Here is a 22,522-nt window from a genome sequence, read left to right on the forward strand (position 1 = left end):
ACCGGGGTCAGCCCCCGTGGTCCTTGGCCGGTCCCTTGGGCCGGCGTACGTATCCTTGTGCTGCCCACAACCCAGGAGGGGCCGATGGAGGACCTGCCCACCCCGGACGGCGGCACGGTGATCGCCACCCGGGCGCTCACCAAGCGCTACCGCGGCGGACAGCTCGCCGTCGACAGGCTCGACCTGGCCGTCCCCGCGGGCAGCGTCTTCGGCTTCCTCGGCCCCAACGGCTCGGGCAAGACCACCACCATCCGGATGCTGATGGGCCTGATCGAGCCGACGTCCGGCACCGCCCGGGTGCTCGGCCACCCCATGCCGGGCAGCGCGCGGGCCGTGCTGCCGCACGTGGGCGCGCTCATCGAGGGCCCCGCGCTGTACGGCTTCCTGTCCGGCCGCGACAACCTGCTCCGTTACGACTCCGCCGACCCGGCCGCCGACCCCCGCACCCGGCACACCCGGGTGGGCGCCGCGCTGGACCGGGTCGGCCTGACCGCCGCGGCCGGCAAGAAGGCGCGGGCGTACTCGCTCGGCATGAAGCAGCGCCTCGGTCTGGCCGCCGCCCTGCTCCAGCCCCGCCGGCTGCTGGTGCTGGACGAGCCCACCAACGGCCTCGACCCCCAGGGCATGCGGGAGATCCGGACCCTGGTGCGCGAGCTGGCCTCGGACGGCACGACCGTCTTCCTCTCCTCCCACCTGCTCGATGAGATCGAACAGGTGTGCACACATGCGGCGGTGATGGCCCGGGGCCGGCTGATCGTGCAGGGCCCGGTGGGCTCCCTCGGGGCCGGGCTGCGCGGCCGGCTCGCGGTGACCACGCCGGACCCCGGCGACGCCGCCCGGGTCCTGAAGGAGCAGGGCGTGACGGATGTCTTGGTGACCGGTGACCGGGTGACCGGAGACCCGCCGGAGACCGACCTCGCGGAGGTGAACGCCGCACTCGTGTCCGCGGGCGTCCGGGTCCGCGGCTTCGGCCTGGAACAGCCCTCCTTGGAGGACGCGTTCGTGGCCCTGACCGGGGAGGGCTTCGATGTCGCGGGCTGACGGACTGACCGGGCGGCCGGAACCATCGGGACCGGCCGGCACGGACACACCGGCACCCACCCAGGCGGCCCCCGCCCCCGCCCCGGCACCGGCCCGTGGCGTCCGCTGGCTCCCCCTCTTCCGCAGCGAGCTGACCATCACGTTCCGGCGCTGGCGCACCCTCGCCCTGCTCACCGTGCTGGCCGCCGTGCCGGTGCTGGTCGGCATCGCCGTGAAGCTGGAGACCGGCGGCGGCGGGAGCGCGGGGCCCGGGCCCTCGGGCGGGGACGGCGGCCCACCGTTCATCGCCCAGGTCACCAACAACGGCCTCTTCCTGGTCTTCACCGCCCTCGCCGCGACCCTGCCGTTCTTCCTGCCGATGTCCGTGGGGGTGATCGCGGGGGACGCCATCGCGGGCGAGGCGCACGCCGGCACGCTGCGCTACCTCCTGGTCGCGCCGGCGGGGCGGACCCGTCTCCTGCTCGTCAAGTACGCCACGGTCATGACGTTCTGCCTGGTGGCGACGCTGGTCGTGGCCGTCTTCGCGCTCGGCACCGGAGCGCTGCTCTTCCCGCTGGGCAAGGTCACCACCATCTCGGGCACCACCATCGGGTTCGGCGACGGCCTGCTGCGCGCGCTGCTGATCGCGCTACTGGTCGCCGCGTCACTGCTCGGGCTCGCCGCGCTCGGCCTGTTCATCTCCACGCTGACCGGCAGCGGCATCGCCGCCATGGCCACCACGGTCGGCCTGCTGATCACGCTCCAGATCCTCGATGTGATCCCGCAGCTGCACGCCCTGCGGCCGTTCTTCTTCACGCACTACTGGCTGTCCTTCGCGGACGTGATGCGCCAGCCGGTCTACTGGTCCGGGGTGGTGAAGAACCTGGAACTGCAGGCCCTGTACGCGGCGGTCTTCGGCTCGGCGGCCTGGGCGAGGTTCACGACGAAGGACATCACGGCGTAGCCGCGACCGCGGCCGGCGACGCGGTGCCGCCGCCGGCCGCGGCCTCGGCGGGGGCCGGGGCGTCGGCGGGGGGCGGAGCCTCGGCGGGGGTGCCGGCCGGAGCGTCGGCGGGGGTGCCTGCGGGGGTGTCGGCCGAAGCGCAGGCGGGAGTGCCGTCCGGAGCCTCGTACGGGAAGCGGGCGGGTATCGGCTCCCGGGCGAAGAACGTCTTCGCGCGGGCCAGGGCGCGCGGGTCGGCCAGCACGTCGCCGGGCCGGGTGCCGTTGCCGAGCAGCACCCCGCCGAACCGCATCCGCATATATGCGGCCGTCAGCTCCAGCGTCCCCGTCAACGGCACGGCGACCTCCTCCTCGCGGTGCGCGTGCGCCGTCACGCCCCACAGCGCCCGGCCCGCCATGGCCGCCCTGAAGTCCACGCCGGGCGCACGCAGCCAGCCCGACCAGTAGTCCAGGTACCGCTTGGTGGCGGAGGAGAGGGAGTACCAGTACAGCGGCGAGGCGATCACCACGTCGGTGGCGCCGAGGGTGGCCTCGAACAGCATCGACACATTGTCCTCGGCGGCGTGGTCGCGGGCGTCGTGCCGCAGGTCCTCGAAGTCCGGCAGCGGGTGGTCGGCGAGCCGGATCCAGCGCTGGGTCACACCGGCGGGCAGCTCCTCGGCCGCCCTGCGGGCCAGCAACTCGGTGTTGCCGCCACGGCGGCTGCTGCCCAGCACGAACAGAAAGGTGCGCTGCATCGAGGTCTTCCCCTCCTACGACCACGGTTCTTCCGCGGCTCGTCACCTCCGCACGGCCCGGACGGCGGGGCTCGGACGTCAGGGCCCGGACGGCCTGAGCAACGCCGGGGAGCGGGAGAACATTCCGCGGATCGGCCTCGTTTCCGGTAGCCGCTCTCGCGTAGGGGAGGAGCGCCCCGACAGGCGCACGGGGCTGTGACCTGGGGCACCTGTCCCGCCCTCCTTCCACGCGGAAGCCTGTCGTGGCCACCGGCCGGAAGGGGCAGGTGCGGCCGCGGCCGCACCCGGTCACCGGCCGACGGCCGGACACTTTCCGCGGTCGCGGCGCCGACCGGGCGCCGCCTGTCTCCTGAACCGCCGCCCCAACCCAACCCACCCCCCCGGCCTGCCCAACCGGCGCCCCCGGCGAACCGGCTCCCCGCCGCCGATCAGCACACGCAGAACTCGTTCCCCTCCGGATCCGTCATCACCGTCCACTCGCCGCCCTGATCCTTGACGTGCCGCAACATGCTCGCCCCGAGCCCCTCCAGGCGCGTGACCTCCTCCGCACGCCGCCCCGTGCCGCTGTGCACGTCGATGTGCAGGCGGTTCTTGACGGCCTTGGGCTCCGGGACCCGCTGGAAGAGGATGCGACGGCCGAGGCCCATGCCGCTCTCCGGGTCGTACGGGTCCTCGGGGTGCCGGACGGCGACCAGGTCACGCCAGGCGGCGCGTCCGTCGACCTCGATGGTGGCGCTCTCGGGGGCGGCCCCCTGGCTGAGCAGCCGCTCGATCAGGGCGCTGTTGTCCTCCACGGCGTAGCCGAGGGCGGCGGCCCAGAAGGCGGCCTGCCCGTGCGGGTCCGCGGCGTCCACGACGAGCTTCCAGTTCAGTACGGGCTGAGTCATGGCCCCGTTATAGCCAGCTTCCCCCCGCCGACCCAGGGGGCCCGCCGAGCCCGGGACCGGTCCCGTCCCGGTACGCCTAACGTCCCCGTACCACCGTGGGACGAGGGACGGTACGAGAGACCTACCAGGGGAGGGGCCGGGGCGTACGGGGGAGGGGACGCGTCAGGGAGAGAGGAACGGAGCGGGGGTGAGAAGGCCGGAGGCGCCGCAGACCGCAGGAGCTGAAGGCCTGGACGCCGTGCTGGACCGGCTGTCCGGCGCGGCCCTGTACCGGACCAACGCGTTCCGGATCACCGGACTGTCCCCGGATGCCGTACTGTCCCCTGATCACCGGACTGCCCCGGGCGTCGTGCTGCCCCCGGATGACCGGACTGCTCCGGACGCCGGACTGCCCCCGGATGCCGGGCCGGCCGCGGTCCGCCGGGCCCGTGGGGAGGCCGCGCTGCTCGCCGGCAGGCCGGGCGCGCCGCTGCCGCGCCCGGCGGCATCGGCGGCTCCTGGGGTTCCGGCGGCTCCTCCGCAGGAGCCGTACCAGTCGCCCGGCGGCGCCGGGGCCGTGCCGGACGGCCCGCACGGCCAGCTCGGCCGTCGTCGTCCCCCTTTCCCGCCGAGACCGTCGATGGCGCGCTACGGCGTGCGGTACGGCCCGCCGTGCGCGCCGCCTGTTCCACCACCCGCGAGCGCGTGTGCACCGGGGAGGACCCGATGCAGGCGGGCCGGGAACTCGTCCGGCAGGCCGTGGAGCCGCTGCACGTCGTCAGGGAGGTACGGGCCATCGGCGATCCGCTGGCCACCGCGCTCGACGACGAGGTGGCCGGCGCCCTCAACCGGTGCGCCGCGTACGCCAAGGTGCCGCTGGGCGGCGTCACCCGCTGGTGGCGGCGCTGCTCGTCGCGCTGCTCGTCGGGGCGGCCTTCGAGACCCCGGCGGCCGCCGCACTGCGCGACGGGTGGGCTCAGGCGGCGACAGACGCCGTGCTGACCCTCGGCCTGGGCGCGGTGCGGTGGCGGCGAGCGCTGTCCTGGGCGCGAGCGCGAGAGGCACGGACGCGGGGCGGGCCGTAGTTCGCCCCGGATCGTAGTCCGCCCCGGGCCGTGTCTCCCGACTCCGGTGGGGCATGAGGGGCTGCGCCGATGCTCGTAAACTCATGACGTGGCATTCATGAGCACCCCGCACTGCTGCTTCCTGTGATCGGAAGGCGTTGAGGGCGATGCCGGACGGCGTCGCCCTCCTCGGTGTGCCTGCTGCGCGGAACCACGTTCCCGGCGCCGCCCGTCCCTTCCTGAGGCAGTGACGCCCTGAGCGCGCGTGCAGGCACGGTCTCCTCCCTTCGTCCTTGCCAGGAGTGCCTCGTGCCCGTGTCGCTTCCCCCTGCCCTCGAACTCTCCCTCGACCTGCTGTGCTGCCCGACGTGCCGCACCCGCCACCTGCACCCCGACCGTGGCGCACTGCGCTGTCCGAGGGGCCACACCTTCGACATCGCCCGCCACGGCTACGCCGGCCTGCTGACGGGCACCCGCGCCACCAGCGGGGACGACGCAGCCATGGTCCAGGCCCGGGATCGGTTCCTGTCCACCGGCACCTACGCGCCCATCCGCGAAGTCGCGGCCCGCCTGGCGGGCGACGCCGTGGCCGAGCAGGCCACCGTCGTGGACGTGGGATGCGGCACGGGCTACTACCTGGCCGGCGTACTCGACCAGCTGCCCGGCGCGCGTGGTCTGGGTCTGGACACGTCGGTGCGCGCGTTGCGCTCGGCAGCCCGAGCCCACGAACGAGCCGCCGCGGTGGCCTGGGACGTCTTCCGTCCCTTCCCGCTGGCCGACGGGGTGGCCGATGTCATGCTGGACGTGTTCGCCCCGCGCAACCCGGCCGAGTTCCACCGAGTACTCCACCCGACCGGCCGGCTGATCGTGGTCCGCCCCACTGGGAGGCACCTGGCCGAGCTGTGCGGCCGGTCGCCTGCGATGGTCACGATCGACCCGGCCAAGGAACAGCGCCTACACCGGGCGCTGGACCCCTTCTTCGAGGCCGCCGTCACCGAACAGGTGGAGTACCCCGCGACCCTGACCAGGCTTGTTGCCCTGGACCTGGTAGCGATGACGCCGAGCGCACGCCACGCGAGCCGTGCAGAACTGAACGCTGACGGCCTCCTGCCCGATCAGGTCACCGTCTCCGTGCTGGCCACCGCCTACCAGCCCCGGTGACCACGAGCGGGCGCCTGTGCCTGGCGACCGACGAGCAGTGCGCACGCCTGGCACCCTGCCTTCCCCACGACGCGGGGAAGGCAGGTGGGCTCCGCCGAACGGGTCTGCTCGGGTGACGTGCCGTCGGGGCGGGGGGAGTGGCCGTGGGCCGTCAGGCTGAGGGGAGGCCGGTCCCCGACGCCAGGCCCCGTCCGGGGGGCACCGGAACCACCCCGGGAAACCGAAAACGGGGGCACCGCGGGCCAGGGTGGGCGCGGGCCGGGGAACGCGGGCCGGACGCGGAGGCGGTGTGTGAGCCCGGACTCAGACCGCCCGCTCCGAGGGAGCCGAACCCTCAACGGCAACCCCCCGCTCGGCCCGCAACCGCAGAGCCTCCGCCCGATTCCGCCGAGCCGTACGCAACGCGTCCCAGCTGAGCACCGTCAACGCCACCCACACCAGCCCGAAGCCCGCCCACCGCTCGGGCGGCATCTCCTCATGGAAGTACAGGACCCCGAGCAGGAGCTGCAGCACCGGCGTCAGATACTGCAACAGCCCCAGCGTGGACAACGGCACCCGTATCGCACACGCCCCGAAACACACCAGCGGCACCGCGGTCACCAGCCCCGCCGACGCCAGCAGTGCCGCATGCCCGGCCCCCTCCGAGGTGAACGTGCCCGCCCCGCGCGCCCCCAGCCACAGCAGATACGCCAGCGCGGGCAGGAACTGGACCGCGGTCTCGGCCGCCAGCGACTCCAGCCCGCTGAGCGCCACCTTCTTCTTGGTCAGGCCGTACGCCCCGAAGGAGAAGGCGAGGCAGAGCGAGATCCAGGGCGGCCGGCCGTACCCGAAGGTGAGCGTCACCACCGAGGCGAGGCCGATCCCGACCGCCGCCCACTGCGCCGGCCGCAGCCGCTCCTTCAGCAGCAGCACCCCGAGGGCGATGGTGACCAGCGGGTTGATGAAGTAGCCGAGCGACGCCTCCACCACATGGTCGGAGTTCACCGCCCAGATGTAGACGCCCCAGTTCACACTGATCAGCGCGGCGGCCACCGTCACCAGCGCCAGCCGCCGCGGCTGCCGCAGCAGCGCCCCGGCCCACGCCCACCGCCGCATCACCAGCAGCGCCACCCCGACCACCACCAGCGACCACACCATCCGGTGCGCGAGGATCTCCACGGCCCCGGCCGAGCCGACCAGCGGCCAGAAGAGCGGCACGAGCCCCCAGAGCCCGTATGCCGCGACGCCGTTCAGCAGCCCGACCCGCTGCTCGCCCCTGCTGGTCACCGGCTTGACCTCCCTCGTCGTCCCTGCGTCCCGACCTGGCGCCCCGTCCGCCCGGCTGCCGCACGGCAGCCCGACGACCGTAACGCCGGTCCCCGCCACCTGTCATGCGCGTATCGCCATACGGTCATGACGAGGCCCGCCCCAGGGCGCGTCGGGGGGCCGGCCCCGCTGCCCTCCCGGTACACGACGGGGCCCGGACCTGCTCATGCAGATCCGGGCCCCGAGAGCACCGCGGTCATCCGGCATGAACGGCGGCGCCGGTCCGTCCCGGCGCAGGCGCCCGGACGGGTGACCGAACGGGCGTCAGCCGACGACCGTCCAGGTGTCGCCGCCCGCGAGCAGCGCGGCGAGGTCACCCTTGCCCTGCCGCTCCACGGCGGTCTCCAGCTGGTCGGACATCTGCCGGTCGTAGACGGGCCGGTCCACCGAGCGGAAGACACCGATGGGGGTGTGGTGCAGGGTGTCGGGGTCGGCGAGCCGGGAGAGCGCGAACGCGGTCGTCGGGCTCGGGTTGTGCGCGTCGTGGACCACGATCTCCGACTCGTTCTCCGGCGTGACCGGCACCACGGCGAGGTCACCGGTGAGTGCGTCCCGTACGACCCCCATGGCACCGCCGGGGCCGAACCGGATCGGCTGCCCGTGCTCCAGCCGGATCACCGCGTTCTCCGCCTGCTCGCGGTCCTTGAGTACCTCCCACGCGCCGTCGTTGAAGATGTTGCAGTTCTGGTAGATCTCCACGAGCGCGGTGCCGGGGTGGTCGGCGGCCGCCCGCAGCACACTGGTGAGGTGCTTGCGGTCGGAGTCGACGGTGCGCGCCACGAACGACGCCTCCGCGCCCAGCGCCAGCGACACCGGGTTGAAGGGCGTGTCCAGCGAGCCCATCGGCGTCGACTTGGTGATCTTGCCGACCTCCGAGGTGGGGCTGTACTGGCCCTTGGTCAGCCCGTAGATCCGGTTGTTGAACAGCAGGATCTTCAGGTTGACGTTGCGCCGCAGGGCGTGGATGAGGTGGTTGCCGCCGATGGACAGCGCGTCGCCGTCGCCCGTGACCACCCAGACGGACAGGTCCGGGCGGGACGCCGCGAGGCCCGTGGCGATCGCGGGCGCCCGGCCGTGGATGGAGTGCATCCCGTAGGTGTTCATGTAGTACGGGAAGCGGGACGAGCAGCCGATGCCGGAGACGAAGACGATGTTCTCCCTGGCAAGACCCAGCTCGGGCATGAAGCCCTGGACCGCGGAGAGCACCGCGTAGTCGCCGCAGCCCGGGCACCAGCGGACTTCCTGGTCGGACTTGAAGTCCTTCATGGACTGCTTGCCCGTCGCCTTGGGCACCAGCGACAGCGCGTCGTGGGTGCGGCCACCCGTGCCGTTCTGGGCGGCGGGGGCCATCGTCTCGGCTGTCTCAGTCATCGAGGGCCTCCTTGAGAGCCGTGGCCAGCTGCTCGGCCTTGAACGGAAGGCCGCGCACCTGGGTGTACGACCGGGCGTCGACCAGGTACTTGGCCCGGACCAGGGTGGTGAGCTGGCCGAGGTTCATCTCCGGGACGATGATCTTGTCGTACCGCTTCAGCACCTCGCCCAGATTGCCCGGGAACGGGTTGAGGTGGCGCAGATGGACCTGCGCGATGCTCTCCCCGGCCCTGCGCAGCCGCCGCACCGCCGCGGTGATCGGGCCGTACGTCGAGCCCCAGCCCAGCACCAGCAGCCTGGCCTGCCCCGAGGGGTCGTCGACCGTCACATCCGGAACGGAGATCCCGTCGATCTTGGCCTGCCGGGTGCGGACCATGTGGTCGTGGTTGGCCGGGTCGTAGGAGATGTTGCCCGTGCCGTCCTGCTTCTCGATACCGCCGATGCGGTGCTCCAGGCCGGGAGTGCCCGGAATGGCCCAGGGGCGGGCCAGCGTCTCGGGGTCGCGCTTGTACGGCCAGAACGCCTCCGTGCCGTCCGCCAGCACGTGGTTGGGCGACTGGGCGAACTGCACCCGCAGGTCCGGCAGCTCCTCGACGTCCGGGATCAGCCAGGGCTCGGAGCCGTTGGCCAGGTAGCCGTCCGAGAGGAGGAAGACCGGCGTGCGGTAGGTGAGCGCGATCCGGGCCGCCTCCAGGGCCGCGTCGAAGCAGTCCGCGGGCGTCTGGGGGGCGATCACCGCCACGGGCGCCTCGCCGTTGCGCCCGTACATCGCCTGGAGGAGGTCGGCCTGCTCCGTCTTGGTGGGCAGGCCCGTCGAGGGCCCGCCGCGCTGGATGTCGATGATCAGCAGCGGCAGCTCCAGGGAGACCGCGAGGCCGACCGTCTCGCTCTTGAGCGCCACACCCGGACCCGAGGTGGTGGTGACACCCAGCGAACCGCCGAACGCCGCGCCCAGCGCCGCGCCGATCCCCGCGATCTCGTCCTCGGCCTGGAAGGTGCGCACGCCGAAGTTCTTGTGCTTGCTCAGCTCGTGCAGGATGTCCGAGGCCGGGGTGATCGGGTACGAGCCCAGGAACAGCGGGAGGTCCGCCTGCCGGGAAGCGGCGATCAGGCCGTAGGCCAGGGCCAGGTTCCCGGAGATGTTGCGGTAGGTGCCCGGGGGGAACGCCGAGGCGGCCGGCGCCACCTCGTAGGAGACCGCGAAGTCCTCCGTGGTCTCGCCGAAGTTCCAGCCGGCGCGGAACGCCGCCAGGTTCGCCTCGGCGATCTCCGGCTTCTTCGCGAACTTCGCCGCGAGGAACCGCTCCGTGCCCTCCGTCGGCCGGTGGTACATCCACGACAGCAGGCCCAGCGCGAACATGTTCTTCGAGCGGTCCGCGTCCTTGCGCGAGAGGTCGAAGTCCTTCAGCGCCTCGACCGTCAGCGTGCCCAGCGGGACCGGGTGCACCCGGTAGCCGTCCAGCGAACCGTCCTCGAGGGGCGAGACCTCGTAGCCGACCTTCGACATGGCGCGCTTCGTGAACTCGTCGGTGTTCACGATGATCTCCGCGCCCCGGGGCAGGTCGCCGATGTTCGCCTTGAGGGCGGCGGGGTTCATGGCGACGAGCACGTCCGGTGCGTCGCCGGGCGTGAGGATGTCGTGGTCCGCGAAGTGCAGCTGGAACGACGACACGCCCGGCAGCGTCCCTGCGGGTGCCCTGATCTCGGCCGGGAAGTTCGGCAGCGTCGCCAGGTCGTTGCCGAAGGACGCGGTCTCCGACGTGAAACGGTCACCCGTCAACTGCATACCGTCACCCGAGTCCCCCGCGAACCGGATGATCACCCGGTCCAGGCGGCGGACCGCTTTGTCGCCCGACTCCGGGGGCAGGGGCGTGGGCGGCTCACCGGCGGTGGTGCCGACGGCCTGCCCGGCCGGGCTACTGACCTGGCTGGTCACTGAACTGGACCTCCCTCGGGACAGCTGTGCGGGCTCGGCCGGCCGACCGGCCACCCAGCCACCACCCTACGTCGCTAAGGGTCGCCTTCCCTTGTCTGATCGGATCGTGGACGGCTCCTTGAGGTAGATCTCCGCCCTTTTTTGCCATCTTTTGCCCGCCTTCTGGCTCTCTCCTCGGAGAGCTTCCCTGCTGGTTCTTTGGGTCTAGATCTCTGGTCGGGGCCCGCCGGTAGGGGGCTCCGGGCAGCACCATGGCGCTGGTTGAGCCATGCGTGCGTGCATCAGTGTGAGTGGTCAGGAGTTCAGATAGGTGAGAACGGCAAGGACCCGACGGTGATCCCCATCACTCTGGGAGAGGCCCAGCTTCTGGAAGATGTTGCTGACATGCTTCTCCACCGCGCCGTCGCTCACCACCAGCTGGCGGGCGATCGCCGAGTTCGTCCGGCCCTCGGCCATCAGGCCCAGCACCTCGCGCTCGCGCGGCGTGAGGCACGCCAGCACGTCCTGCTTGCGGCTGCGGCCGAGGAGCTGGGCCACCACCTCCGGGTCCAGCGCGGTGCCGCCCCCGGCCACCCGCACCACCGCGTCCACGAACTCGCGCACGTCCGCCACGCGGTCCTTGAGGAGGTAGCCCACGCCGCGGCTGGAGCCCGCCAGCAGTTCCGTCGCGTACTCCTCCTCCACGTACTGCGAGAGCACCAGCACGGCCAGGCCCGGGTACGCCCGGCGGAGCTGCACCGCGGCCCGGACGCCCTCGTCCGTGTGCGTCGGCGGCATGCGGACGTCCGCGACGACCACGTCCGGCAGCGCCCCTTGCCCGGCCAGGTCCTCGATGGTCTTGATCAGTGCCTCGGCATCCCCGACACCCCCCACGACATCATGCCCGCGGTCGGTCAGCAGCCTGGTCAGGCCCTCCCTGAGCAGCACCGAGTCCTCGGCGATGACCACCCGCACCTTGTCCTCCACGATTCTCGGCCCCCCACAGCCCGCGCCCCCGTCACGGCCGCCCCGGCATCCGCGCCCGTGTCCGTCATCTCTGACAGGCACCAGCATCGCAGGGTTCGGACTTCCCTGCGTCGAGCCTGTGGATAACTGTCTGTGTCCACATGTGGCCACAGTGGGAGTGGCGAGAAGACGAGCGGGATGGTATGGGCCACCGCTTCCACCCGGGCACGCGGGCGGACGCAGCGGTGCCGGGCCGGACGCAGCGGCGCTGGGGGCCCGACTGCTGCGCTCGGGCGTGGACACGGCGGCGCCCGGTCGCGGGGGGTGTCCGGGCGGGACGGTGCCCGGGTGCACCGCGGTCTCCAGGTGAGACGGCCCCCGCTCGCCCCGCTGTCTCGGGTGGGACGGCGCTGGCCAGCGCGGGCGGTGCTGGCGGCGGGCCGGTCGTCCGGGCTGGTCCCGCGCCGTTCAGTACCGCCAGGGCAGCTCCGCCGTGATCCGCGTGGGGCCGCCGGCGGGGGAGTCGGTGACGAGGATGCCGTCGATCGCGGCCAGCCGCTCCTGCAACCCCCGCAGACCCGAGCCGGCCAAGGGATCCGCGCCGCCCAGGCCGTTGTCCGTGACCTGCAGCATCAGCCGGTCGTCCACCCGCCAGACGTCGACCGTGGCCCGGGACGCCCCCGAGTGCTTGCCGACGTTCTCAAGCAGCTCGCAGACGGTGAGGTAGGCGATGCCCTCAAGGGCGGGCACCGGCCTGGCCGGCAGGTCCACGTCGACCTGAACGGGGACCGGGCAGCGGGCGGCTATGGCGGAGAGCGCGGCGTCCAGACCGCGGTCCCTGAGCACGGCGGTGCCGATGCCTCGAGCGGCCTCGCGCGGCTCCCGCAGCGCCGTCTTCGCCTCACCGTGCGCCTGGTCCGCTATGCCCACCGCCTCGGGGGCCCCGGCCGGGTTCTCCCCGGCGCGACCGAGGTCAGTGGCGAGGCCGGTCGGGCGGGCCTGTGCGCCGTCGTGTACCGGCCGGGCCCGTGCGCCGTCGTGCAGGTCCCGCTCGATCCGGCGCAGGTCCGCGGCGATCGTGTCCACCAGCGCACCGCGGTCCCGCTCCGGCGCCACGACCAGACCGGCCCGCGGCGAACGGCCGAGCAGTCCCCGCACGAGCAGCCGGTCGAAGCCGGTCAGAGCCCGTATCAGCCAGGGCGTGACCAGCGTGACCACCAGGCCCGTCAGGGCCGTGACGGCGATCTCGAAGGGGTTGTCCAGGTACACGCTGTGGGTGCCGTCGCCGTAGAGCTGGATACCGCCCGTGCCTACGTACATGGGGAACACCCACTGCCACAGCGGGTATGTCAGCAGCGCCCAACCGTAGGACCAGAAGACGATCGAGACCGAGAAAGCGAAGACCGCCCAGGGGAAGTGGACCAGGGTGTAGAGGAGGTGCCGCCAGGAGGCACCGCTCTTGAGGATGGCCGTCATCCACTCCATCGCCCCGCGCCCGGCCGGCCGCAGGGGCTCCGGGGCGGCCATGTCGAGGCCGAGCAGCCCTCGGGCCCGGGCTCGCTCCACCGCTCCGTACCCCCGGCAGGCGGCCAGCCCCGCCGCCAGCACCGGTATACCGAGGAAGGTGATCAGCAGGCCGGCGCCCAGCGAGAGCGCGGTCACCGTGACGCAGAACATCACCACGGCCATCGGGAGGCTGAGCAGCAGATACCCCAACTCCCGCCAGGTCCGCCCCTCCACCGGCGCCCGCAGCACGACCGGTACGCGGTGCCGCCGCGCGCCGGCCTCCGGCTCGCCGAAGGCGGGCCCGTCCTGCCGCCCGTACCCCTGTCCGTAACCCGTGGCCATCGGTCTGTCCGTTCTCCTCTGAGTGCTCTGCACGAGCCCTGCCGGCCCGTCCCCGAAGGGCCCCAAGGCCTCCGGCGGCCGGTGCCGTATCTCCACACTGCCGTCGGGGCGGCCACCGGACCATCCAGTGCGTCGGCCTCTTGAGCCGGGGGTTTTCCCTACCTCCGGCTCCCCTGAGTGGCCTTGGCCCCGGGTGCGGGGCCGTCCCTGCGATCACGCCAGGGGAGTTCGGCAGTGATCGTGGTGGGGCCGCCCACGGGGGAGTCGATGACGAACAGGCCGTCGACCGCGCCGAGCCGGTCCGCGAGGCCCGCCATGCCGGTGCCGCCGGACAGGGCGGCGCCGCCCACGCCGTCGTCGCCCACCTGGATCAGCAGGCGGTCCTCCGAGCGCCACACGTCCACCGAGGCGGTGCGTGCCCTGCTGTGCTTGCTCACGTTCTGCAGGAGCTCGGAGACCGTGAAGTAGGCGATGCCCTCGATGGCGGCCGCCGGGCGCGCCGCCAGGTCGACGGTGACCGTCACCGGCACCGTGCAGCGGGCGGCGACGGAGGAGAGCGCGGCGTCCAGACCGCGGTCCGTGAGCACGGCGGGATGGATCCCTCGGGCCAGGTCGCGCAGCTCCTGCAGAGCGAGCTTCACCTCGCCGTGCGCCTCGTCGACCATGGCCGCCGCCGCCTCGGGGTCCTCCAGGAGCTTCTCCTTGGCGAGCCCCAGCCCCATGGCGAGGTTCACCAGCCGGGCCTGCGCGCCGTCGTGCAGGTCCCGCTCGATGCGGCGCAGGTCCGCTGCTGCCGTGTCCACGACGATCCCGCGGTCGGACTCCAGCTCGGCTATCCGCTCCTCCAGGTCGTCCGCCGGGGTCAGCAGGCCGCGCACCATCGCCCGGTCGGCGTTCGTCAGCCAGCGGGCCAGGAACGGCAGGACGGGGAAGAGGACGACCAGCCCCGTCAGCGCGACCGTGAAGGTGAAGATGCCCCAGGGGAGGCGGACGGCCTCGTACAGCATCGTGCGCCAGCCCAGCGGGTCCTTCAGGGTGTGCCGCAGCCAGGCCATGAACCCCCTGGGGTGTCGCCCGCGCCGCCCCGGCTCCGCTATCCGCACGCCCAGCAGGGCCCGGGCCCGCGCACGCTCCGCCCTGCCGAGCAGGCGCGCGCCCGACATGCCGAGCCCCAGCAGCGGCAGCCCGACGAGCGTCACCGACAGGCCGGCGCCGACGGACAGCGCCGTCACGACGTAGACGAAGCCGAGGATCGCGGCCGGCAGATTGACCAGGAGGTGCGTGATCTCCCCGACCGTGTGCCGGTCGTACCTGAACAGCCTGGGCGGCGGCCGGTCGGTGCCTGCCGGGCAGCCCGGCCCGTCCGTGCCCTGGGCGGGGCCGAACGAGACGGTGAAAGTGCGTGCGGTCATACGGACCAGCGTGCCCGCCTGCCGTCTGCCGCGCCATGAGGTGGACCGCCACGTCGCACTGTGGTTAACCCCACCCCCCGCGCCGCGCCCAGCACGGCGCCGTTCCACCCCCCGCGCCGCGCCCAGCACGGCGCCGTTCCACGCCCTGTGCGCTCCCGCGGCGCCCGGACGTTTGCTTACCGGGACTTTAGACGCGCTGCTCACCCTGTCTTTGGCAGGCCCTAGACTCGCGTGCGTAAGCCAGCATGCGTACACGATGCGTACAAGTCGTCGAACCGGGCGTCCCACGACGTGCGCCCGGGGCGTCACCAGGCCAGGGAGCGAGGGGCGGACGTGCCGGAACCGACCGTTCTCGCGGCGGACTACTTCCAGTCGTACTCCGTCGTCGGGCTGCTCGCCGTCGTCGGCGTGCTGTTCGTGGCCGTCGCGTTCGGCGCGGGGCGGCTGCTGCGGCCCGTCGTGCCCACGCCCGAGAAACTCCTCACGTACGAGTGCGGCGTCGACCCGGTGGGGGAGGGCTGGGCGCACACCCAGGTCCGCTACTACGTCTACGCCTTCCTGTACGTGATCTTCGCCGTCGACTCGGTCTTCCTCTTCCCCTGGGCGACCGTGTTCGCCGCGCCCGGGTACGGGGCCACCACACTGGCGGAGATGTTCGTCTTCCTCGGGTTCCTCGCCGTCGGCCTGCTGTACGCCTGGAAGAAGGGCGTGCTGACGTGGACGTGAACCAGCCGGCGTCCCGGGACGGCGCGGCCGCAGGGAGCCCCGACGCGGGCGGCGGTATCGCCGCGGGACACTCCGATGCGGGCGGCGGCACCGTCGAGGGACGCTCCGGTGCGGGCGGCGGCACCGTCGCCGGCAGCACCGCCGTCTCCCTGCCCGACCCGGTACGACTGCCCGCTGAGCGCGGCGGGCGGATCGGCGCGCTCGCCCGCCTCGCCCCGGAGCCCATGAAGGTGGTCCTCAACTGGGGCCGCCGCTACAGCCTCTGGGTCTTCAACTTCGGCCTGGCCTGCTGCGCCATCGAGTTCATCGCCGCCTCCATGGCCCGCCACGACTTCATCCGGCTCGGCGTCATCCCCTTCGCGCCCGGACCGCGCCAAGCCGACCTGATGGTGGTCTCCGGCACCGTCACCGACAAGATGGCGCCCGCCGTGAAGCGGCTCTACGAGCAGATGCCCGAGCCCAAGTACGTCATCTCCTTCGGGGCGTGCTCCAACTGCGGCGGCCCCTACTGGGACTCGTACTGCGTGACCAAGGGCGTCGACCAGATCATCCCCGTCGACGTCTATGTGCCGGGCTGCCCGCCCCGCCCCGAGGCGCTGCTCCAGGGGATCATCAAGCTCCAGGAGAAGATCGCCCGCGAGTCCCTGGGGGAGCGGTACGGCCGCGCCCCGGGCGGCGCCGGCACCGTCCCCGGTGGCGCCCGGCCGTCCGCCGCCGAGCTGCAGCGCGGCCTGGAGAAGCCGCCGCCCGGTCCCGGCGCACCCGGGGAGGCCGCGCAGTGACCGGCTGGCTCACCGCCCCCGTCGGCGAACTCTTCGGTGAGGACGCGACGGCGGACGAGTCGTACGGGCTGCTCACCGTCGACGTACCGCCGTCCTCCTGGCTCGCCGCCCTGCGGACCGCCCACTCCGGCCTCGGCTGCACCTATTTCGACTGGCTGAGCGCCGTGGACGAGCCCGAGGCCGGGTTCCGGGTCGCGGCGCACGTCGTGGCGCTCGGCCCGGTGCGCCGGCTGCTGCTGCGCACCACCGTGCCGCACGAGGCGCCGGTGCTGCCGTCGGCGGTCGAGGTGTACGCCGGGGCTGCCTGGCACGAGCGCGAGACCCACGAGATGTTCGGGATCGACTTCGAGGGCCACCCCCATCTGGTGCCGCTGCTGCTGCCCGACGGCTTCGAGGGGCACCCGCTGCGCAAGGACTTCGTCCTGGCGGCGCGCGTGGCGAAGGCCTGGCCCGGCGCCAAGGAGCCGGGCGAGTCCGGGCACGGCGGGCCCAGGCGCCGCCAGATGCTGCCGCCCGGCGTCCCGGACCCGAACGAGTGGGGGCCCCAGAAGGGCACGCTGCCCGCCGCCCCGGCCCGTCCGGCACGCGGCGCCGCCCGTGCCGCCGGTGATCGCGCCGCCGGGGACCGTCCGGCCCGCGGTGCCGCCCGCGCCGGCGAGGCGGGCGCCCCAGGCGCTCCCGGCGCTCCCGCGCGCCCGGCCCGGGGCGGAACGCGACCCCGCCGCACCCGTAGCGCCTCCGAGGGCTCGGCCTCCCAACGCACCGCCAGGGACACCGCTCCCCAGTCACCCACCAAGGAGAACGCTCCCGGAACCGGCTCCCAGGACGACGTTTCCGGGACGGGCCTCCAGGGCGGCGTTTCCGGGACCGGCTCCCAGGACGACGTTTCCGGGACGGGCCTCCAGGGCGGCGTTTCCGGGACCGGCTCCCAGGGCGGCGTTTCCGGGACGGGCTCCCAGGAGGGCGTTTCCGGAACGCGTCCCCAGGACACCGTTTCGCGATCGGGCTCCCAGGACGACGCCTCCCGTCCGGGCGCACCGGACACCAAGGACGCCGCCCGGAGCCGCCGCCCCGCCGACGCCCCCTGGCACCACGCCCGTCCCGCCTTCGACGAGACCCCCGCGGGCCCCGGTACCGGAGATACCGGCGAGGCGACCGCGTCCCCGGACACCTCGGACGGCGACGGGACCACGGCCGGCGAACCCCCTGCCGGCGAACCCCCTGCCGGCGAACCCCCCGCCGGTCCGGGCGCCGCCGGGACCGCCGGCGACGCCGGCGACGACGGGGACACGGTCGACACCGGGGCCGCCGGGACCACCGGCGAGACCGAGTACACCGACTACACCGGGACCACCGGGACCACCGGGACCACCGGCGACACCGGAACCAGCCGCGACACGGAAGACACCGGAGAGGACTCCCGAGGAGGCACCGAGTGAACGGCGTGCTCGACGTCGTCCTGCGACTCCTCGTCGTCCTCGTCGTCTTCCTCGCGCTCCCCCTGGTGGTCGGTCAGACCGAACACAAGGTGATGGCTCATATGCAGGGCCGCCTCGGCCCGATGTACGCGGGCGGCTTCCACGGCTGGGCGCAGCTCGTCGCGGACGGCGTGAAGTTCGCGCAGAAGGAGGACGTCGTCCCCGCGGACGCCGACAGGCGCGTGTTCCAGCTCGCCCCCGCCGTCGCGCTCCTGCCGTACCTGCTGGTGCTGATAGCCATTCCGATCGGGCCCGGCGAGGGCGCCGTCGGGGAGGCGGTCGACGCGGGCGTGTTCTTCGTCCTCGCCGTCATGGGCGTCGGCGTCCTCGGCTCGCTGATGGCGGGCTGGGCGTCCGCCAACAAGTTCTCCCTGCTGGGCGGCCTGCGCACGGCCGCTCAGTTGCTCGCCTACGAACTGCCGATGCTGCTGGCCGCCGCGTCGGTGGCGATGGCCGCGGGAACCCTCTCGCTGCCCGGCATCCTCGACGCCTTCGCGTGGTGGTGGGTGCCCTGGCAGCTCGTCGGCGCAGTGGTCTTCTTCGTCTCCGGCCTCGCCGAGCTCCAGCGCCCGCCGTTCGACATGCCCGTCGCCGACTCCGAGATCATCTTCGGCGCGTACACGGAGTACACGGGGCTGAGGTTCGCCCTCTTCCTGCTCGCCGAGTACGCCGGGATCGTCGTCCTGTGCGGCCTGACCACCGTCCTCTTCCTGGGCGGATGGCACGGCCCCTGGGGCGGCGACGGGCTCGGCTGGGTGTGGACCCTGCTGAAGACCGCCGTCCTCGCCTTCCTGGTCATCTGGCTGCGCGTCAGCTACCCGCGGCTGCGCGAGGACCAGCTCCAGAAACTCTCCTGGACCGTCCTCGTGCCGCTCGCACTCGCCCAGATCGCCCTCACCGGAGTCGTCAAGGTGGTGATGCCGCAATGACGGAGTCGTCACGGCCCGCCGGGTCCGCCCGGCCCGCCCGGTCCCGCATCCCGGGCTCCGGCCTCGCCAAGGGCCTCGCCGTCACCCTGCGCACGATGACGCGGAAGACGGTCACCGAGCAGTACCCCGACGTGCTGCCCGCCCTTCCGCCGCGCACCCGCGGTGTGATCGGCCTCTTCGAGGAGAACTGCACCGTCTGCATGCTGTGCGCCCGGGAGTGCCCCGACTGGTGCATCTACATCGACTCCCACAAGGAGACCGTCCCGCCCGCCGCCCCGGGCGGGCGGGAGCGCAGCCGGAACGTCCTCGACCGGTTCGCCATCGACTTCGCCCTGTGCATGTACTGCGGCATCTGCATCGAGGCGTGCCCGTTCGACGCGCTCTTCTGGTCGCCGGAGTTCGAGTACGCGGAGACCGACATCCGCGACCTCACCCACGAGCGCGACAAGCTGCGCGAGTGGATGTGGACCGTCCCGGCGCCGCCCCCGCTCGACCCGGCCGCGGAGGAGCCGAAGGAACTCGCCGCCGCCCGCAAGAGCGCCGACCGGCTGGCCGCCGAGGCCCAGCGCGCCACGGACGGGCCCGCCGACGGCGGCACGGGCCCCGCCGGGCACGAGGCCGGCCAGGGCGGCCCCGCCCGGGACGGTGGCAGCGCGGGCTCCGCCGGCCGGGGCGCGCCACCCGAGGACCCCCCGGAGGGAGCCTCGTGAGCAGCCTGGTGGCCCAGACCGGCCTCGCCGCCCCCACAGGCCTCGGGGCCTTCCAGACCCATGGCTTCCTCTCGCCGACGGGCGCCGAGGTCACGTTCGTCCTCGTCGGTCTGGTCACCTTCGGCGCGGCGATCGTCACCGTCACCACCCGGCAGATCGTCCACGCGGCCCTGTGGCTGGTGGTGGCCCTCGGTGGCATCGCCGTGGAGTACCTGCTGCTCACGGCCGAGTTCATCGCCTGGGTGCAGGTCCTCATCTATGTCGGGTCCGTCGTCGTCCTCCTGCTCTTCGGCCTGATGCTCACCAAGGCCCCGATAGGCCGCTCGCCTGACGCCGACTCGGGCAACCGCTGGGCCGCGCTCGTGGTCGCCGTCGCTTCGGCAGCCGTGCTGGTCTGGGTCGTCGTGGACGCCTTCCGCGCGACCTGGATCGACCTGGAAGGACCGGCCGCCGGCTCCACCGCCGCCACCGGGGCGAGCCTCTTCAGGCACTGGGTGCTGCCCTTCGAGGCGCTGTCGGTGCTGCTGCTCGCCGCACTCGTCGGCGCCATAGCACTCTCCCGCAGGGACTCCTCCGGGACCGTCGCCGGCAGCCCGGGCCCCTCTCCAGCCGTCCCGGGCACCTCGTCCCGCGGCCCCGCCGCCGGCGGCCCCGGCCCCCAGGACCCCGCCCCCGGCGACCGGGGCGCGAACAGCGCCGACCGGACCACGCCCGCCCCCGGCACCACCGGCGAGGGCGCCCCCCGCGAGACCGCCCGCCGGGAGACCGACTCCCGGGAGACCGACTCCCGGGAGACCGGCCGCCGGGAAGGCGGCCGCTGATGCACCTCGTCTTCCCCGCCGTGCTCTCCGTGCTCCTCTTCTCCACAGGCGTGTACGGGGTCCTGGCCCGCCGTAACGCCATCCTGGTGCTGATGGCCGTCGAGCTGATGCTCAACGCCGTCAACCTCAATCTGGTGGCCTTCGACGTCTGGCTGCGCGACCGCCTCCACTCCGGCCAGGCGCTGACCCTGTTCACCATCGCCGTCGCCGCCGCCGAGATCGGCATCGGCCTGGCGATCGTCCTGATGGTGTACCGGGGTCGCGGCACGTCCGACGTGGACCGGCTCCGCGACACCGCCGAGCCGGGCCCCGACGACCAGGACGCCGCCGCGGACACCCGCACCGACGCCCCCGGGGCACAGGGCACGCCAGCACAGACGGCACACAGGACAGAGGCCACCGCGTGACCACGACCACCCTTGCCGTACTCGTCCCCCTCCTGCCGTTCCTCGGCGCCGTCGCCGGGCTGCTGCTCGGCCGGGCGGCGCCCGGCTACACCCGGCCCGTCGCCGTGCTGCCGACGCTCGTCTCGGCCGTCCTCGCCGTGCTGGTGGCCGCCCGCCAGGGCGGCGGCCCGGCTCTCGACGCCGCAACCAGGCTCACGCCGACCGGTTCGGTGCCCGTCGACCTGGCCCTGCACCTCGACGGCTTCGCCGTGCTCGTGGGCGTCCTGGTGGGGCTCGTCGCCACCTGCGTGCAGATCTACTCGACCGGCTACCTGCGCGACGACCCGCGCTACGCCTCGTACGCCGCTCTGGTGTCCCTCTTCACCTCCGCGATGCTGCTCGTCGTCTACTCGGGCGACCTGATGGTGCTGCTGGTCGGCTGGGAGATCATGGGCATCTGCTCGTACTTCCTGGTCGGCCACTACTGGGAGACGCCCGAGGCGCGCGCCGCGTCGCTGAAGGCGTTCCTGGTCACCAAGCTCGGTGACGTCCCCTTTCTGATCGGCCTGTTCGCGCTCGCCGCCGACGCCGGGTCCTTCCGCATCACGGCCGTGCTGGACACCGTCGCCGACGGAGGGCTCCACCACCCCACGCTGGTCGCGCTGCTGCTGCTCGCCGGTGTCGCGGGCAAGTCCGCGCAGTTCCCGCTGCACACCTGGCTGCCGGACGCGATGGCGGGCCCCACGCCCGTCTCCGCGCTGATCCACGCCGCGACGATGGTCGCCGCCGGTGTCTACTTCGTCGCCCGGCTCCTTCCCGTCTTCGCCGCCTCCGCGGCCGCTCTCGTCGTGCTGGCCGTGCTGGCCGCCGTGACGATGACCGGCTCGGCGCTGGCCGCGCTGGCACAGGATGACATCAAGCGCGTCCTCGCCTACTCGACCGTCGGCCAACTCGGCTACATGACCGGCGCGCTGGCCGTCGGCGACCGTGCCGCCGCCGTCTTCCACCTCCTTGCGCACGGCGCCTTCAAGGCGCTGCTGTTCCTCGCCGCGGGCGTCGTCATCCACGCCGCCGGCACCAACTCGCTCGCCGCCATGGCCCGGATGCGGAACCTGCGCGAGCGCGTCCCCGACGCCTTCTGGACGATGACCGTGGCGCTGCTGGCGCTCGCCGCCATCCCCCCGTTCAGCGGTTTCTTCTCCAAGGAGGCGGTACTCGGTGCCGCAGAGCACGCCGCCACCGGACACGCCGCCCCGGTCGGCGCGTACGACACGGGCCTGCCGAGCGGCCCCGGAATCGGGAGCGTGCCCGCCGCGGCCGGCTGGATCGTGCTCGTCGCCGGCCTGCTCACCGCGCTGCTCACGGCCGCCTACGCGACCCGGCTCTGGCTGCTGGCCTTCCGCGGCCGGACCGGTGAGGCGCCCGACCACGACAGCCAGCCCGTCACCATGAACGCCGTGCTCTGGGTGCTCGCCGTGCCCTCCCTCGCCTTCGGTCTCACCACCGGAGTACTGCCCGACTGGCTCGGCGGATCCGCACTCACCCCCGCCCTCACCACCTCCGTCCTCGGCACGGGGCTCTCGCTGGCCGGCGGAGTCATCACCTACGGCGCCTGGCGGCACACCACCGCCCTCGCCGCCCGGGTCCCGCTCGGGGCCGTCGCCGCCGAACTCGACGCGGACGCCGGATGGGTCGAGGCCGAGGCCATCGCCGCGCACACCCCGGTCTACGGGGGCGTCGCCGCTGCGGACGACCCCGCCGACCCCGGCCGGCTGCTGCTCGGCCCGCTGCACCGGCACGCGGCCGTCGGCTTCCATCTCGACGCCCTCTACGGGGCGCTCTTCGTCGGTCCGGTACGGGCCGCGGCCCGGCTGGTGCGCTTCCTGGACCGCGAGGTCGTCGAGACCTATGTGCGCGGCGCGGGCGCGCTGCCGCGCCTGCTGGGCGCTGCCGTGCGCCGGGCGCAGACAGGGAACGTGCAGACCTATCTGAGCGCCCTGCTCGCCGGCTCCGCCGTGCTGGCGATCGCCGTCGTCCTCGTCGCCACCGCGGGAGCGTGAGC

At 73.3% G+C, this 22,522-nt stretch carries 19 protein-coding genes and 1 pseudogene; 12 read left to right on the forward strand and 8 right to left on the reverse strand.

Features of this window, described 5'->3' with window-relative positions:
* The first annotated feature begins 84 nt into the window (after window positions 1-84).
* Both ACSMXW_RS21320 and ACSMXW_RS21325 read left to right on the forward strand, forming a co-directional pair.
* Complete coding sequence (locus ACSMXW_RS21320) at window positions 85-1,041, forward strand: ABC transporter ATP-binding protein (RefSeq protein WP_485798392.1); 957 nt, start codon at window positions 85-87, stop codon at window positions 1,039-1,041.
* A complete protein-coding gene (locus tag ACSMXW_RS21325) occupies window positions 1,028-1,984 on the forward strand; it encodes an ABC transporter permease (protein WP_485798394.1) in 957 nt (318 codons plus the stop codon). The genes ACSMXW_RS21320 and ACSMXW_RS21325 overlap by 14 nt, the downstream gene beginning before the upstream one ends.
* 163 nt (window positions 1,985-2,147) lie before the next feature.
* Here ACSMXW_RS21325 and ACSMXW_RS21330 read toward each other — a convergent pair.
* A pseudogene (locus ACSMXW_RS21330) lies at window positions 2,148-2,720 on the reverse strand (flavodoxin family protein); the annotation flags it as partial.
* Window positions 2,721-3,148: 428 nt separating this feature from the next.
* Window positions 3,149-3,607: a VOC family protein gene (locus ACSMXW_RS21335; RefSeq protein WP_485798396.1), complete on the reverse strand. Its 459-nt coding sequence runs from the start codon at window positions 3,605-3,607 to the stop codon at window positions 3,149-3,151.
* Window positions 3,608-4,291: 684 nt separating this feature from the next.
* Between ACSMXW_RS21335 and ACSMXW_RS21340 the strand changes: the two genes are divergently transcribed.
* Both ACSMXW_RS21340 and ACSMXW_RS21345 read left to right on the forward strand, forming a co-directional pair.
* A complete protein-coding gene (locus ACSMXW_RS21340; protein ID WP_485798398.1) occupies window positions 4,292-4,588 on the forward strand; it encodes a hypothetical protein in 297 nt (98 codons plus the stop codon).
* Window positions 4,589-4,959: 371 nt separating this feature from the next.
* Window positions 4,960-5,811, forward strand: a complete 852-nt coding sequence (locus ACSMXW_RS21345) for a putative RNA methyltransferase (protein ID WP_485798399.1) — start codon at window positions 4,960-4,962, stop codon at window positions 5,809-5,811.
* 303 nt (window positions 5,812-6,114) lie between these two features.
* Here the strand turns inward: ACSMXW_RS21345 and rarD are convergent, their stop codons facing one another.
* The 6 genes from rarD to ACSMXW_RS21375 all read right to left on the reverse strand — a co-directional run bounded on the left by rarD (window position 6,115) and on the right by ACSMXW_RS21375 (window position 14,628).
* Window positions 6,115-7,077 (reverse strand): EamA family transporter RarD, encoded by a 963-nt coding sequence (rarD, locus tag ACSMXW_RS21350; protein WP_485798401.1) that lies wholly within the window; start codon window positions 7,075-7,077, stop codon window positions 6,115-6,117.
* A 303-nt stretch (window positions 7,078-7,380) separates the two neighbouring features.
* Complete coding sequence (locus ACSMXW_RS21355; RefSeq protein ID WP_485808198.1) at window positions 7,381-8,466, reverse strand: 2-oxoacid:ferredoxin oxidoreductase subunit beta; 1,086 nt, start codon at window positions 8,464-8,466, stop codon at window positions 7,381-7,383.
* A 13-nt stretch (window positions 8,467-8,479) separates the two neighbouring features.
* Window positions 8,480-10,423 carry a 2-oxoacid:acceptor oxidoreductase subunit alpha gene (locus ACSMXW_RS21360; protein WP_485798403.1) on the reverse strand — a complete coding sequence of 648 codons (1,944 nt, stop codon included), beginning with the start codon at window positions 10,421-10,423 and terminating at the stop codon, window positions 8,480-8,482.
* Between the two features lie 294 nt (window positions 10,424-10,717).
* Window positions 10,718-11,377, reverse strand: a complete 660-nt coding sequence (locus ACSMXW_RS21365) for a LuxR C-terminal-related transcriptional regulator (RefSeq protein WP_485808200.1) — start codon at window positions 11,375-11,377, stop codon at window positions 10,718-10,720.
* A gap of 459 nt (window positions 11,378-11,836) precedes the next feature.
* Window positions 11,837-13,216 (reverse strand): sensor histidine kinase, encoded by a 1,380-nt coding sequence (locus tag ACSMXW_RS21370; RefSeq protein WP_485798405.1) that lies wholly within the window; start codon window positions 13,214-13,216, stop codon window positions 11,837-11,839.
* Window positions 13,217-13,374: 158 nt separating this feature from the next.
* Window positions 13,375-14,628 carry a sensor histidine kinase gene (locus ACSMXW_RS21375; RefSeq protein ID WP_485798407.1) on the reverse strand — a complete coding sequence of 418 codons (1,254 nt, stop codon included), beginning with the start codon at window positions 14,626-14,628 and terminating at the stop codon, window positions 13,375-13,377.
* Between the two features lie 333 nt (window positions 14,629-14,961).
* Here ACSMXW_RS21375 and ACSMXW_RS21380 point away from each other — a divergent pair, with 333 nt between their 5' ends.
* The 8 genes from ACSMXW_RS21380 to ACSMXW_RS21415 all read left to right on the forward strand — a co-directional run bounded on the left by ACSMXW_RS21380 (window position 14,962) and on the right by ACSMXW_RS21415 (window position 22,520).
* Window positions 14,962-15,354, forward strand: coding sequence for an NADH-quinone oxidoreductase subunit A (locus ACSMXW_RS21380; protein ID WP_485798409.1), 393 nt, complete (start codon window positions 14,962-14,964; stop codon window positions 15,352-15,354).
* A 149-nt stretch (window positions 15,355-15,503) separates the two neighbouring features.
* Window positions 15,504-16,136 carry an NADH-quinone oxidoreductase subunit B gene (locus ACSMXW_RS21385; RefSeq protein ID WP_485808201.1) on the forward strand — a complete coding sequence of 211 codons (633 nt, stop codon included), beginning with the start codon at window positions 15,504-15,506 and terminating at the stop codon, window positions 16,134-16,136.
* Complete coding sequence (locus ACSMXW_RS21390) at window positions 16,133-17,575, forward strand: NADH-quinone oxidoreductase subunit C (RefSeq protein WP_485798411.1); 1,443 nt, start codon at window positions 16,133-16,135, stop codon at window positions 17,573-17,575. The genes ACSMXW_RS21385 and ACSMXW_RS21390 overlap by 4 nt, the downstream gene beginning before the upstream one ends.
* Window positions 17,572-18,543 carry a complex I subunit 1/NuoH family protein gene (locus ACSMXW_RS21395; RefSeq protein ID WP_485798412.1) on the forward strand — a complete coding sequence of 324 codons (972 nt, stop codon included), beginning with the start codon at window positions 17,572-17,574 and terminating at the stop codon, window positions 18,541-18,543. The genes ACSMXW_RS21390 and ACSMXW_RS21395 overlap by 4 nt, the downstream gene beginning before the upstream one ends.
* Window positions 18,540-19,253: a NuoI/complex I 23 kDa subunit family protein gene (locus ACSMXW_RS21400; protein ID WP_485798413.1), complete on the forward strand. Its 714-nt coding sequence runs from the start codon at window positions 18,540-18,542 to the stop codon at window positions 19,251-19,253. The genes ACSMXW_RS21395 and ACSMXW_RS21400 overlap by 4 nt, the downstream gene beginning before the upstream one ends.
* Window positions 19,254-19,258: 5 nt before the next feature.
* Window positions 19,259-20,074, forward strand: a complete 816-nt coding sequence (locus tag ACSMXW_RS21405; RefSeq protein ID WP_485808203.1) for an NADH-quinone oxidoreductase subunit J family protein — start codon at window positions 19,259-19,261, stop codon at window positions 20,072-20,074.
* The gene (gene nuoK, locus ACSMXW_RS21410; RefSeq protein ID WP_485798415.1) at window positions 20,074-20,481 is read left to right on the forward strand and encodes an NADH-quinone oxidoreductase subunit NuoK; all 408 of its coding nucleotides are present in this window, start codon (window positions 20,074-20,076) and stop codon (window positions 20,479-20,481) included. The genes ACSMXW_RS21405 and nuoK overlap by 1 nt, the downstream gene beginning before the upstream one ends.
* A complete protein-coding gene (locus ACSMXW_RS21415) occupies window positions 20,478-22,520 on the forward strand; it encodes an NADH-quinone oxidoreductase subunit 5 family protein (protein ID WP_485798417.1) in 2,043 nt (680 codons plus the stop codon). Before nuoK ends, ACSMXW_RS21415 begins: the two co-directional genes overlap by 4 nt.
* Window positions 22,521-22,522: the final 2 nt, after the last annotated feature.

Source organism: Streptomyces sp. DSM 116793 (genome assembly GCF_057320905.1).